Here is a 12911-nt window from a genome sequence, read left to right as displayed (position 1 = left end):
GCGCCGGGTCGCCTGCTACGCGGTCACGACGTGCAGGGCGAGCTCGGTCATCTGGTCGACCGCCGCGCGCATCTCCTCGTCCGTGATGCGGACGAACTCGCCCTCGACGACGACGTCGGAGACGATCAGCATGCAGCCGGCCTGGATCTTCCGGAGGGCGCCGAGCGTGAAGAGGATCGCCGCCTCCATCTCCACCGCGAGGATGCCCCGCTCCGACCAGCGGCCGGCGAGTCCCGAGTCGGGCTGGTAGAAGATGTCGCTCGACACGATCGGCCCCACGCGGACCGGCTTGCCGAGGTGCTTCGCCTGGTGCACCGCCTCGTGGACGAGGCCGAAGTCGGCGGTCGGGGCGTGCGGCTCTCCGAGGACGTAATGCGTCGCGGTCGAGTCCGCCGGGGTCGCCGAGAGGGCAATGATGAGGTCGCCCATCGAGAGGTCGGGCTGGAGGCCGCCGCAGGTCCCGACCCGCATGAGCTTCTTCACCCCGAGCTGGACGAGCTCCTCGATCACGATCGCCGCCGACGGGCAGCCCATGCCGCTCGACTGGACGGAGACGGGCTTGCCCTCGAAGGTGCCCGTATAGCCGAGCATCCCGCGCTCGGAGTTCCGCTGGACGACGTCCTCCATGAAGGTCTCGGCGATGTACTTCGCCCGCAACGGGTCGCCGGGCAGGAGGCAAGCCTCGGCGTAGTCGCCCTCGTTCGCGCGTACGTGGATCGGCATGGCGGGGAAGCCTACGGCCTTCCCGCCTAGAGTGTCGCTGCCATGCGACCGGCGCTCGTCGAGCCCTCCAGGGGCCAGATTCTCGCCTACTGCGCCGAGGATCCCGTCGAGCGTGTGTTCCTCGAGGACGTGGCCCGGCGCGAGAGCGGGCGCTTCACGGCGCTCGAGGGCATCGAGGACGGAAGCCTTCTCGCCCTGTGCCACCTCGGAACCAACGTCGTCCCTTCCGGGACGGGGTGCGGCGCGTTCGCGGAGGCCGCGGCGCGGGCGGCGCCGCGCATGCTGATCGGAGAACAGCAGGCGGTCAGCGCCCTGTGGGACGAGGCTCGGCGAAGGCTCGGGAAGCCGCGCGAGGACAGGGTCGGGCAGCCCGTGTACGTCTCGACGGCGCCGCCGGAGCCGGGCGACACGGGGCTGCGACCGGCGACGCGCGCGGACGTCGACGTCCTCGTGCCCGCATGTGCGCAGGCGCACTTCGAGGAGCTCGGGGTCGACCCGTTACGGCGCGACCCGAACGGGTTTCGCTGGCGGACGAGGGTGCAGGTCGAGGAGGGCCGCTCCTGGGTCTGGCTCGAGGACGGCGCCATCCGCTTCAAGGCCGAGGCATCCGCGTGGACGCCGAGCGCCGTCCAGCTCCAGCAGGTCTGGGTCGACCCTCCCGTGCGGCGGCGCGGTTACGCCGAGCGCGCGCTTCGGGACCTGATCCGCCTGCTGCTCGCCGAGGTGCCGGCCGTCTGCCTCTTCGTCCGGGCCGAGAACACGCCGGCGATCCGCCTGTACGAGACGGTGGGGATGGAACACGTGCTCGACTACCGCAGCGTGTTGTTTTGAGAACGCTGCTGCTCGTGCGCCACGGGCACGCACGCTCCAACGTGGACGACGTCGTGAGCTCGCGGCCGCCCGGGGCCGGCCTCTCGCAGCTCGGGGTGGAGGAGGCGACGGGGCTCAGCGAGGCGCTCGCCGGCGTGGAGATCGACCTCGGCGTGGCCACGCGGCTCGCCAGGACCCAGGAGACGCTCGCGATCGGCCTGGGCGAGCGCCACGTGCCCCGGCTCGTCGTCTCGGGGCTCGACGAGATCGACTTCGGCGCCTATGAAGGAGGGCCGCTCGAGGCGTATCGCTCCTGGGCCTGGACGCACGAGGCGGACGCACCCTGCCCGGGCGGGGGCGAGAGCCGGGCGCAGGCAGCGGAACGGTTCGCGGGCGCGCTGGACGAGCTCCTCGAGCGCCCGGAGGAGGTCGTGGTCGCCGTCTCGCACGCACTTCCCATCCGCTACGTGCTCGACGGCTCGGAGGGGACGTTCCCCGCCGCGCAGATCGGCCGGATCCCGCACGCGACGCCATTCGAGCTCGACGCCGCCGCGGTCCGGCGCGCGGCCGAGACGCTGCATGCATGGGCCGCTGCGCCCCGCTTCCGCGAGGCCGTCTAGGCAGACTTCGAGCATGGACGTGCTCGAGCGGGTCGAGGCGCACATCCGGTCATGGGATCTGATCGCACCGGGTGGGGAGCTGACGTGCCTCGTTTCGGGCGGCGCCGACTCGACCTGCCTCTGGGACGCGCTCGGCGAGCTCGGCTACCGCGTGCGGGCGGTTCACGTCCACCACGGCCTGCGGGGCCCCGAGGCCGACGCCGACGCCGAGCACTGCGTCGCGGCGTTCGGCGCCGATGTGATTCGCGTGGACGTGCCCGGCCGCGCGACCGAGGCGAGCCTGCGCGAGGCGCGCTACGCCGCGACGGAGGGTCGAGGGCTTCGCGCCACCGGTCACACGGCGTCCGACCAGGTCGAGACACTCCTCTACCGCGTCGTCTCGAGCGGCTCGATGCGCGGCATCCGGCCGCGGCGCGCCGACGGCATCGTGAGGCCCCTCCTGCCGCTGTGGCGCGAGGAGACGGAGGCGTACTGCCGCTCCCGCGGCCTCGCCTGGCGCATCGATGCGACGAACCGCGAAACGAAGCGGGGGCTGATCCGCGAGCGGCTGTTGCCCCTCCTCGAGGAGCTCGATCCCAGGGCGCGCGCGAACCTGCTCGCGCTCGCGGAGGAGCGGCCTCGGCTGCCTCGCGCGCTCGAGCGATCGCTCGTCGAGCTCCTGTCCTCGGTCGAGGGCACGCGGAGCGCCGACCTCGGCGGGGGAGTCCGCGCCGTCCGGACGTACGGGGAGCTGCGTCTCGAGGGCGCCGTCGAGTGGGGGCCGTGGACGATCGAGAGCGACGCGCCGGGCCTCGTCGTCCGCTCGCGCCGGCCGGGGGATCGTCTCGCGGGCCGCTCGCGGAAGGTGCAGGATGTGCTCGTGGACGCGAAGGTGCCGAGGCGCGAGCGCGACGCGTGGCCGCTCGTCGCGACCGAGGACGGAGCCGTCGTCGCGGTGCCCGGCCTCGAGACGGCGCCCGGCTGGGAGGGCACGGTGCGCGTCCGGAGAGAGCCCGCATGACGTCGGTCCATGCCGACGTCGGCGAGGTCCTGATCGACCAGGACACGCTTCGGACGCGGGTCGAGGAGCTCGGGGCCGAGATCTCGGTCGACTACGAGGGGCGCGACCTGCTCCTCGTGGGTGTCCTCAAGGGCGCGATCTTCTTCATCTCCGACCTGATGCGCGAGCTGACGGTGCCGTGCGAGATCGACTTCATGGCGATCTCGAGCTACGGAGCGGGTACCGATTCCTCGGGGGTCGTGCGGATCCTGAAGGACCTCGAGATCAACATCTCGGGGCGCGATGTGCTCGTCGTCGAGGACATCATCGACTCCGGGCTCACCCTGTCGTACCTGCGGCGGACGCTCGGCGCGCGCAAGCCCGCCTCGCTCGAGATCTGCGCGCTCCTGACGAAGCCGGAGCGCCGCGAGGTCGAGGTCCCGGTTCGGTACGTGGGATTCGAGATCCCGAACCGCTTCGTGATCGGCTACGGACTGGACTTCGCAGAGCGCTACCGCAATCTCCCCTACATCGGGGTGTTGCACCCCGACCTCGTCCCGAACGGCCTGTAGCCCGTACGAGCAGGGGTTTTCCGTTCTACCGAGAAGATTGACCGGACGTTAGGACTCCGCGCCGCGCTCTGGAAGTCCAGAGGCACGCTGCTACCCTCCGACTAGGTGAATCGCTTCTTCCGCAGCGCGCTCTTCCCACTCGTCGTGATCGTGCTGCTCGTCTACCTGGCGAGCCAGACACTGATGCCGCGACGCGACAGCGGCGAGAAGCTGACGTACTCGCAGCTGATCGACGAGACGAAGAACGGCAACGTCAGCGAGGTGACGTTCTCGCCGAACCGTCAGTCGATCACGGCGGTGCTCGATTCCGGCCAGAAGGTGAAGGTCAACTACCCCTCGCCGCAGTCGCAGGCCGCCTACCAGAAGGTGCTCCAGGAAAACAACGTCAGGTTCGACTCGAAGGGGATCGGGACGAGCGCCTGGTGGGCGCTCCTCACCGGCTTCCTGCCCTTCCTCCTCCTGATCGGGTTCTGGATCTTCCTCATGAACCAGATGCAGGGCGGCGGCTCGAAGGTGATGAGCTTCGGCAAGAGCCGCGCCAAGCGCATGTCGCCCGACTCGCCGAAGGTGACCTACAAGGACGTCGCGGGCGCGGACGAGGCGGTCGAGGAGCTCCAGGAGATCAAGGAGTTCCTCGAGAACCCGAAGAAGTTCCAGGCCCTCGGCGCGCGGATCCCGAAGGGTGTCCTGCTCTACGGGCCGCCCGGCACCGGTAAGACGCTCCTCGCGCGCGCCACCGCGGGCGAGGCCGGCGTGCCGTTCTTCTCCATCTCGGGCTCCGACTTCGTCGAGATGTTCGTGGGTGTCGGCGCGTCGCGCGTCCGCGACCTGTTCGAGCAGGCGAAGCAGGCGAGCCCCTGCATCATCTTCATCGACGAGATCGACGCGGTCGGCCGCCATCGCGGTGCGGGCCTCGGCGGCGGGCACGACGAGCGCGAGCAGACCTTGAACCAGCTCCTCGTCGAGATGGACGGGTTCGAGCTGAAGGACAACATCATCCTGATCGCGGCCACGAACCGGCCCGACATCCTCGACCCGGCGCTGCTGCGGCCCGGCCGCTTCGACCGGCAGATCGTCGTCGACCGGCCCGACCGCAAGGGCCGCCAGCAGATTCTCGAGGTGCACGCGAAGGGCAAGCCGCTCGACAAGGCGATCGACCTCGACGTGCTCGCCGCGGCGACACCCGGCTTCACCGGCGCCGACCTGGCGAACGTGATCAACGAGGCGGCGCTGCTCGCGGCCCGGCGCGGTGAGAAGACGATCGGCCAGCTGGAGCTCGAGGAAGGGATCATGCGGGTGATCGCCGGCCCGGAGAAGAAGTCGCGCCTCTTCTCCGAGAAGGAGCGGAAGATCACCGCCTACCACGAGATGGGCCACGCGCTCGTCGGTTACTACCTCGAGGGCACGGACGAGGTGCACAAGATCTCGATCGTCTCGCGCGGCCAGGCGCTCGGCTACACGATCTCGCTGCCCGCCGAGGACCGCTACCTGACGACCAAGGGCACGCTGATGGACCAGATGGCGATGACCCTCGGCGGCCGCGCTGCGGAAGAGCTCGTCTTCAACGAGGTCACGACCGGTGCCGCGAACGACATCGAGCGGATCACGTCGACGGCGAAGCAGATGATCATGCGCTTCGGGATGAGCGAGAAGCTCGGCCCGCGCGTCCTCGGCCGGAACCACGACATGCCGTTCCTCGGCCGAGAGATGGGTGCCGAGCCGGACTACTCGGAGGAGATCGCCAAGGAGATCGACGACGAGATCCGCCGCGTGATCGAGGAGGCGCACGACAAGGCGACGAACGTGCTCCGCGAGCACATGGAGGAGCTCCACAAGCTCTCGGCGATCCTGATCGAGCGCGAGACGATCGACAAGACGCAGTTCGAGCGACTGCTCCAGGGCGAGACCGAGGAGACGGTGTTCGTCGACGAGACGCCGCCACCGACCACGGAGCCCGAGCCCGAGCCGGAGAAGAAACCGCAGCTCAAGCCCTCCCCGCGGCCGCTACCGGGCGCCGCCATGCAGCCCCCGCCCGATCCCGCCGCGTCCTGACCCTCGGCCTACGCGGCCCGGCGCCCCGCGGCGAGCCGGGTCACGACGACGAGAGTGGCCAGCGCGGCGAGCGCGCCCACGGCCTCGACGGCGAGGCCCTCGAGGCGGGCGAGGTCGGCGACCGCGATCGCCGTCCAGGCAAGTGCGAGCGCGCCGAGCGCGGCGCCGGCGATCCATGCCGGTCGGCGCCAGGCGCCTCCGGGCTCGTCCGTCGTTCCCGCGAGCTCCCGCGCCCATCCACTCAGCTCCCCCACGACGACCAGTGCCGCCGCCACTCCCGCGGCACGGCTGTCGAGCGGCGGTTCGTCGATCGTGAGGAGGACGGCGTACGCCGCGGCAGAGGCCGTCAAAGCCACCGTGAGCATCGCGGGCCGGAAGAAGGCGGCCGCAGTCGCCGCGGCGCCGAGGAGGCCCGCCGCGAGAGCCGGCCCGGCCGCGTCCGAGCTCGCGGCGGCGCCCAGCCACGCGGCGAGGCCCAGCGAGACGGCCACGGCCGCTGCGGCCGCCGCTAGCGCTGCACCAGGCGGGCGTGACGCCGGTATGCCCTCACCCCCTCGAGTGCCTCCTCGACCGTCGTCTCCGAATCGAGCGTCGCCACGGCTGCGCCGAGCCGCTCGAACCCGGCGCGCAGCTCGGCGCGCTGGAGCCGCCAGAGGCGGAGCGCGAGGCTGTCGCTCGGGTCCTCGCCCGGCTCGAGGTACGGCTCGGGTGAGACCTCGAGGACGACGAGATCGTGTCCGCGTCCCCGGAGATCGAAGAGCGCCGCGATCGACCGCTCGTCGAGGAGCGGCGTGACCGCGATCACGAGCGCGCGAGGCGGCAGCGTCCGCGCCGGGATCACGTTGACGTCCTTCCAGGCGTAGCTGAACTCGACGCCCGTCTCGAGCAGCGCGTCGACGAGCCGGTAGCGCTGGACGAGGCCGCCGCCCGGCTCGAGCCAGCGCAGGATGCCGCCGAATGTGACGAGGCCGACGCGGTCGCGGCGCTCGAGGAACCGCCCGGCGAGCGTCGCGGCGGTCCGCACCGCCTCCTCGAGCGTGCCGTGCGCGGCTGCCCGCGCTTCGGCGAGGCTGTCGAGGAAGATCACGACGTCGGCGTTCCGCTCCGGGTGTCGCTCGTTGACGACGAGGCTGCCGCGGCGCGCCGTCGCGCGCCAGTTGATCGAGCGGACGAGGTCGCCGGGCACAAAGGGCCTCGTGTCCGCGAACTCGAGCCCCTCGGCCCTCACCCGGGCGACTTCGGAACCGGTCGCCGCCTGGGTATGGGCGGGCGCGAGCAGCCGCCGCAGACGCTCCGGCGTCGGGTAGACGCGCAGCGGTCGCCTGCGGTCGATGCGACCCTCGTGGCGGACGAGGCCCACCCGGTCCCTTGCCCGCAACCAGACCTCGCCGAGCTCGACCGCCGACCAGCGCACGCAGCGCAGGCGCAGCTCGAGCTCCCGCTCCTCGTCACCGGCGAGCCTGAGAGCGACGGGGTTTGCGCCGTCGGCGAGCTCGAGGCCTTCGGGCAGGGCGAGCCCGATCTCGAGCCGGTCGACGGCGGCTTCCGTGCGGACCGTGACGCGCGCCGCGATCTCGTCGCCTTCGACGGCGCGGTCTCGGTCGACGTCGACCCACGCCTTGAGCGCGGGCGGCGTCGAGCGGACACCCAGGGCGACGAGGAGCGCGAAGGGCGCCGCGACCGCCGCGAGCTCCGTCCGGCGCAGCGCGAGCGCGGCGACCAGCCCCGCCGCCGCGAGCAGCGCGTACGCGGCCAGGCGGGCGTCCGCAGAGCGCGTCACGTCGTCTCGGTCGGGGGCGTCCGGACCTCGTCGAGCACCTCGCGGACGACGTCCTCGCCGCTTCGCCGCTGCACCCAGAGCTCGGGACGAAGCACGAGCCGGTGCGCAAGCGCAGGGATGGCCACGGCCTTCACGTCGTCGGGTGTCACGAAGTCACGTCCCGCGAGCGCCGCGTGGCAGCGCGAGAGCTTGACGAGCGCCAGCGACCCGCGCGGGCTCGAGCCGACGGAGACGCTCGGGCTCTCCCGTGTCGCCGCGACGAGGTCGACGACGTACCTGCCGATGCTCTCGTCGACGTGGACGTCCTCCACCGCACGCTGCATCTCGAGCAGCGTCCCGCGATCGACGACCTCTCGGAGCTCCACGCCGTCGGTGCGCCGGTCGAGACGCCGTTCGAGCATCTCCCACTCGGCATCCGCCGAGGGGTATCCGAAGCCCGTGCGCAGCACGAACCGGTCGAGCTGCGCCTCGGGCAGTGGGTAGGTCCCCTCGTATTCGATCGGGTTCTGCGTCGCGAGAACGAGGAACGGCGGCTCGAGCGGATGTGTCCGGCCGTCGATCGAGACCTGCCGTTCCTGCATCGCCTCCAGCAACGCCGCCTGTGTCTTCGGCGGGGCACGGTTGATCTCATCCGCGAGCAAGACGTTCGCGAACACCGGCCCCGGGCGGAACTCGAAGGCCGCGTCGCGCTGGTTCCAGATCGATGAGCCGGTCACGTCGGACGGCAGAAGGTCGGGCGTGAACTGCACGCGCGCGAACCGGAGGCCCATCACCTCGGCGAACGAGTGCGCCGTGAGCGTCTTCGCGAGGCCGGGGACGTCCTCGAGCAGGACGTGGCCGTCGGAGAGGATTCCCGCCAGCACGAGCTCGAGCCGGTCGCGCTTTCCGACGACGGCCCTTTCGACCTCGTCCAGCACGGCGTTCGCCTGCCCTGCGACCTGCGTCAGCTCCACGCGACTCGCTCCAGATCGTCGACCATGCGGGCGACGGCCGACAGAGGGATGCCCGCCGCCGTGCGGTCGTCGGGGGCCGGTCGGTCCGGCCGCACGAGCTCCCAGAGATCCGGCCCGAGCAGCGCCTTCGCCTCGTCCGGACGGCGTTCGGGGTCGACTCCACGCCGGAGCAGCAGCCCCAACGCGAGCGGGGTGACGAGCGGCCGGAGGCGGAAATGGACGTCGAAGGCGGTGCCCGTCGCAAGCGTCACCTCGCGCTCGACGCGGGCCAGCGACGCCGGGCGGGCATGCGTCGGCCGGGGCGACGCGAACGCGACGTCGAACGCGGAAGCCCGCCGAGGGAGTGCGCGCCGGAGACGGTCGAGGGCGTAGGCCAGGGCGAGCGCGAGGACGACGACGAGCCACACGTGGGCGACGAGCCCGGCGGCTCCGGGCGCCGCGACGACCACGATCCCCGCCCAGATGCTCGCCGAGACTGCGACGGCGATCGTGCGGTCGAGCCGGCTCATCGGGCGACTCGAGTCGGCCGATGAGCGGGGAGGGGTGTGCGGAACCGGGAGGTCCCCCACGCTCTCGGGAAGAAGGGGGCTCGTGGGGGAAGCATGGTTTCCCCCACCAGAGCGAGTCGGAGACGAGCGACGCTCACGCGGCGGCGCCCGTCTGCTCTGCGCGGCGCGCAGCGTCGATGGCCGCCAGCTCGCGTCGCACCTGCTCGAGCGTCTCGATCGCCTCGTCCTTCATCTCGGGGCGCACATCGTGCCCCGAGAACCGTGCCCACGCGAAGAGCGCGGTGAGGCGACCAGCCGCGCGCGACGAGAGCTCGAGCTCCTCGAGCGCTCGTACGAGGTACTCCTCGGGAGCCTCGGCCGGCGCGCGGGGCAGGCCGGACGACGCCAGCGCGCGCTCCATCTGCGCGTATGCGCCGATCACGGCTTTTCGCGGGTCACGCTCCGCGCGGAGGTCGTCGAGCGTGGCCGCCAGCACGTCGGCGAGCGCCTCGTGCGGAGTGGCGGCGACCGGCCCCCGCGCCGACCTGCGACCTCGTGCGGCGAGCCACCAAGCCACGACTGCGAGGAGGACGAGGGCGCCGACCACGAGGACCGGCCAGAGGACGAACTCCGGCTCGTAGCGGGCTCCCTGGCCGTCCGCGCCCGCCTCGCCCTGGCCGCCGCCCCCGGGGAGGAGCGGCTGCAGACGGGGGCCGCGGCTCGAGGTCAGGGCCCGGACGACGACGGCGAGGAGCGCCATCGCGACGACGAACGACAGGACCGACCGCAGCGGGCCGCGGCGCTTTCGCGCCTCGCCTTCCGGCTGCTGGCGACCGAAGAACGACAGGAGCACCGCGACGAAGACGGCGGCGACCCCGAGACCGACGACGAACAGGCTCAGGGCGGCGTCGACCAGGCCCTCCGACGGCCGATGCTGCCCAATCCGCTCGTCCGGGGGCGAGCCGCGCGATGCGATCGCGACGATGCCGACGAGCGCGACGACCGCAGCGCCGATCGCCGCCGTCCGCCGGCCCGACCCGCCTGCCCGCGGCGCGTTAGCGTCCATGGCCAATGAGACGAGAGCCGCTCTCGGACGATTGGCTGCGTCCCGCCGTGATGGGGATCGTCAACGTCACGCCCGACAGCTTCTCCGACGGCGGCAGGTACGCCTCGGCGTCGGACGCCGCGGCGACCGCGCGAAGGATGCTGGAGGACGGGGCGGCGATCGTCGACGTCGGCGGCGAGTCGACCCGACCGGGCGCGGCGGACGTCTCCCAGGACGAGGAGTTGCGGCGGATCCTTCCAGTGCTCGAGCTCCTCGAGGGGTGCCCCGTCTCGATCGACACTTCCCGCGCCGGTGTGGCGCGGAGGGCGCTGGCGCTCGGTGCGACGATGGTCAACGACGTCACGGCCCTGCGGCGCGAGCCCGAGCTCGCGGAGGTCGTCGCCGAGGCGGGTGCGCGTCTCTGCCTGATGCACATGCAGGGAGAGCCTCGCACGATGCAGGAGGCGCCGCACTACGGCGACGTCGTCTCCGAGGTCGCGTCGTTCCTCGAGGAGCGGCTCGCCGTCGCCCTCGCAGCGGGCGTCGCGGAGGAGCGGATCTGCCTCGATCCCGGCTTCGGCTTCGGGAAGACGGCCGACCACAACCTCGAGCTCGTGCGCGGCCTCGACCGCATCGTCGCGATCGGCCGCCCCGTACTCGTGGGGCTTTCGCGGAAATGGACCCTGGCGCGGGTGGTCGAGGGACCGGAGGCGCGGCTGGGGACCGACGCGGCGTCGGTCGGCGCGGCCGTCGCCGCCTTCGACCGCGGAGCGAGCCTCTTCCGCGTGCACGACGTGCGCTCGCACGTCGAGGCACTCGCGGTCGCGGCTGCGGTGGAGCGGGGTACGGTCACTCCGTGACGATCGAGCTCCATGGGATCGTGCTTCACGCCTTCCACGGCGTGCTGGAGCACGAGCGGCGCGAGGGCCAGCGGTTTCTCGTCGACGTCGAGCTCGACCTCTCCGACGCGACGGCCGCGGCCAGCGACCGGATCGAGGACGCAATCGACTACCGGGACGTGGTCGCGGCCGTCGTCGAAATCTCGGACGGCCGGGCGTACCGCTTGCTCGAGGCGTTCGCCGCGGCTCTTGCGGACACCCTGGTCGAGCGGTTTCCGGTCGCCGCCGTGCGGGTGCGGGTGCGCAAGCCCGACGTCGAGCTCGCACGTCCTGTCGAGCATGCGGCGGTGGTCGCCGTCCGGCGCATCAGCGCTTCGTGAGGGCGCTCGAGACGCGGAGCTGGTAGGTCGCCTCGAGCGTCCCGCCGGGGAGCCGAACGACGATGTATGCCCAGCGCCCGCGCTTGCCGTTCGCGTAGACGAGGCGCTCGTTCGTCCCGCGGGTCGAGGCGACCGCGAGCCGGCCGGTGGTCGCGAAGCGTCCGACGACGCTCGGCGCCGAGCTCGAGTAGAGGGCGAGGTCGCCGTCCGACGACGTGGTCAGCGTCGAGGCGAACCGATGCCCGGCGGGCAGCCAGACGCGGTAGACATCGCGGGGGTCCTCGTAGGCGTCGACGCGCCCGACGACACGAGTCGTGCGTCGCGAGGTGGTCGTCAACGGCTGCACCCTGGCGACGTAGCGATCCCCGGACGGGCTCACCTGGTCGATGTCGTCGTTCGGCTCGTACGGGTCGGCAACCGGAGTCGGCAGAGCCAGCGCCGCGGCTACGTTCAGCATCCCGAAGCCCGAGGCGAGATCCCGTCCCGTCGGCGGCAGATCGCGCGCGGAGCGCCGCATGATCTCGGCGACCTGGCCGGCGGTCAGGGTCGGTCGTACGGTCCAGACCCACGCGGCGGCGGCAGCAACCATCGGTGAGGAGAAGCTCGTCCCGGAAGCCGGCCGCCAGCTCTTGCCGAGCGCGCTCGCAACGACGATGTCCGTCCCGGGAGCGGCGAGATCGACGTAGCGGGAGCGGCTCGAGAACGGGGCGACGTTGCCTGTCTTGTCGGTCGCGGCCACCGTGAGCACGTGCGGGTAGGCCGCCGGATACCCGAGCGGGCTGCCGCGGTCGCCGTCGTTCCCGGAGGCGGCGACGACGAGTGACCCCGAGGCGACGGCCTCGTCGACCGCGAGCTGGATGGGGAGATCGCTGGCGTCGGAGCCAAGGCTCAGATTGATCACGCTCTTGCCCGCCCGGGCCGCGGCGAGGATGCCGCCGGCGATCTCGGTCGACTCGAGCTGGGTGCCGTCGCCCTTGGCCGCGTCCCACGAACGAAGCACTGCCCGGGGATAGATGCCCACGACACCGACGCCGTTCTGGGGCGCGCCGATGACGGACGCCACCGACGTTCCGTGCTCCCCGCCGATGCCCGCCGGCTCCTGGGCATTCAAGGTCTCCGTGTCCGGGCGCCCCGCGAACTCGGGATGCGAGACGTCGAGGCCGGAGTCGACGATGGTGATAGGGACGCCCGGGCCCGGCGGCGTGAGCCCGTCGATGCCGATCTGCGACAGCCACCATTGCTCGCCCTGGAGGGGGTCTGGGGTGTCGGTCGTCGCCGCTGCGCGGTACGTCCGCTCGCGCTGCGCGAAGACGAGCGCGTCACGGGCCCGAAGTGCCGGGACGACGTTCGCGGCGACCTGCGGCGCCAGGCGCCAGAGGCGGAGCCGTGCGTCGACCGGCTCCGCGCCCGCGGCGGCGAGTGCCGCGGACTCGCGGCAGGCGGCGGCCGCCGTCAGCTGGACGACGGTTGCGCGTTCCTGCGCGGAGCCCGTCGCGGGCGAGGGCGACGCAGCCGGAGCCACGACGAGCGCAGTGGTCGCCAGCACGGCGACGGCCAGAGATCGAGCCGGAGTGAGCACGAGGGGGTACGCCATCTTCGCGGAGGCGGATTGGAACCCCGTGTGGTCCCGGTTAAGCACGTGTTATCGGCCGTCGACGCAAGAGCGCGGT

General features: G+C 72.1%; 14 protein-coding genes. 7 read left to right on the top strand and 7 right to left on the bottom strand.

Annotated features, from left to right (window positions below):
- Window positions 1-15 precede the first annotated feature (15 nt).
- Window positions 16-723: a DeoD-type purine-nucleoside phosphorylase gene (locus VNM44_RS01720; protein ID WP_325621918.1), complete on the bottom strand. Its 708-nt coding sequence runs from the start codon at window positions 721-723 to the stop codon at window positions 16-18.
- Between the two features lie 42 nt (window positions 724-765).
- On the opposite strand from VNM44_RS01720, the gene VNM44_RS01715 reads away from it, so the two are divergent.
- From VNM44_RS01715 to ftsH, 5 genes are all read left to right on the top strand, one after another.
- Window positions 766-1554, top strand: coding sequence for a GNAT family N-acetyltransferase (locus VNM44_RS01715; RefSeq protein WP_325621916.1), 789 nt, complete (start codon window positions 766-768; stop codon window positions 1552-1554).
- Window positions 1551-2153 carry a histidine phosphatase family protein gene (locus VNM44_RS01710; protein ID WP_325621914.1) on the top strand — a complete coding sequence of 201 codons (603 nt, stop codon included), beginning with the start codon at window positions 1551-1553 and terminating at the stop codon, window positions 2151-2153. The genes VNM44_RS01715 and VNM44_RS01710 overlap by 4 nt, the downstream gene beginning before the upstream one ends.
- Before the next feature lie 13 nt (window positions 2154-2166).
- Window positions 2167-3153, top strand: coding sequence for a tRNA lysidine(34) synthetase TilS (gene tilS, locus VNM44_RS01705; protein ID WP_325621912.1), 987 nt, complete (start codon window positions 2167-2169; stop codon window positions 3151-3153).
- Window positions 3150-3704, top strand: a complete 555-nt coding sequence (hpt, locus tag VNM44_RS01700; RefSeq protein WP_325621910.1) for a hypoxanthine phosphoribosyltransferase — start codon at window positions 3150-3152, stop codon at window positions 3702-3704. The genes tilS and hpt overlap by 4 nt, the downstream gene beginning before the upstream one ends.
- A 105-nt stretch (window positions 3705-3809) precedes the next feature.
- Entirely contained in the window at window positions 3810-5756 is a 1947-nt protein-coding gene (ftsH, locus tag VNM44_RS01695) for an ATP-dependent zinc metalloprotease FtsH (RefSeq protein ID WP_325621908.1), read from the top strand.
- Between the two features lie 8 nt (window positions 5757-5764).
- On the opposite strand, the gene VNM44_RS01690 is transcribed toward ftsH, so the two are convergent.
- The 5 genes from VNM44_RS01690 to VNM44_RS01670 all read right to left on the bottom strand — a co-directional run bounded on the left by VNM44_RS01690 (window position 5765) and on the right by VNM44_RS01670 (window position 10043).
- On the bottom strand, window positions 5765-6247 hold the full coding sequence (locus tag VNM44_RS01690; RefSeq protein WP_325621906.1) for a hypothetical protein: 483 nt from the start codon (window positions 6245-6247) through the stop codon (window positions 5765-5767).
- A gap of 17 nt (window positions 6248-6264) precedes the next feature.
- Entirely contained in the window at window positions 6265-7536 is a 1272-nt protein-coding gene (locus VNM44_RS01685; RefSeq protein WP_325621904.1) for a DUF58 domain-containing protein, read from the bottom strand.
- Window positions 7533-8489: a MoxR family ATPase gene (locus VNM44_RS01680; protein ID WP_325621902.1), complete on the bottom strand. Its 957-nt coding sequence runs from the start codon at window positions 8487-8489 to the stop codon at window positions 7533-7535. Before VNM44_RS01680 ends, VNM44_RS01685 begins: the two co-directional genes overlap by 4 nt.
- On the bottom strand, window positions 8480-8998 hold the full coding sequence (locus tag VNM44_RS01675) for a hypothetical protein (RefSeq protein WP_325621900.1): 519 nt from the start codon (window positions 8996-8998) through the stop codon (window positions 8480-8482). The genes VNM44_RS01680 and VNM44_RS01675 overlap by 10 nt, the downstream gene beginning before the upstream one ends.
- A 133-nt stretch (window positions 8999-9131) precedes the next feature.
- Window positions 9132-10043, bottom strand: a complete 912-nt coding sequence (locus tag VNM44_RS01670) for a DUF4129 domain-containing protein (RefSeq protein WP_325621898.1) — start codon at window positions 10041-10043, stop codon at window positions 9132-9134.
- A gap of 5 nt (window positions 10044-10048) precedes the next feature.
- On the opposite strand from VNM44_RS01670, the gene folP reads away from it, so the two are divergent.
- Both folP and folB read left to right on the top strand, forming a co-directional pair.
- Entirely contained in the window at window positions 10049-10882 is an 834-nt protein-coding gene (folP, locus tag VNM44_RS01665; RefSeq protein WP_325621896.1) for a dihydropteroate synthase, read from the top strand.
- The gene (gene folB / locus VNM44_RS01660; RefSeq protein WP_325621894.1) at window positions 10879-11241 is read left to right on the top strand and encodes a dihydroneopterin aldolase; all 363 of its coding nucleotides are present in this window, start codon (window positions 10879-10881) and stop codon (window positions 11239-11241) included. Before folP ends, folB begins: the two co-directional genes overlap by 4 nt.
- On the opposite strand, the gene VNM44_RS01655 is transcribed toward folB, so the two are convergent.
- Complete coding sequence (locus VNM44_RS01655; RefSeq protein ID WP_325621892.1) at window positions 11228-12835, bottom strand: S8 family peptidase; 1608 nt, start codon at window positions 12833-12835, stop codon at window positions 11228-11230. The two genes, folB and VNM44_RS01655, sit on opposite strands and share 14 nt — an antisense overlap.
- Between the last annotated feature and the right edge of the window lie 76 nt (window positions 12836-12911).

The sequence above is a fragment of the Gaiella sp. genome (genome assembly GCF_035558935.1).
Classification (GTDB): domain Bacteria; phylum Actinomycetota; class Thermoleophilia; order Gaiellales; family Gaiellaceae; genus Gaiella.
This window is presented reverse-complemented; position numbering and strand designations above follow the sequence as displayed.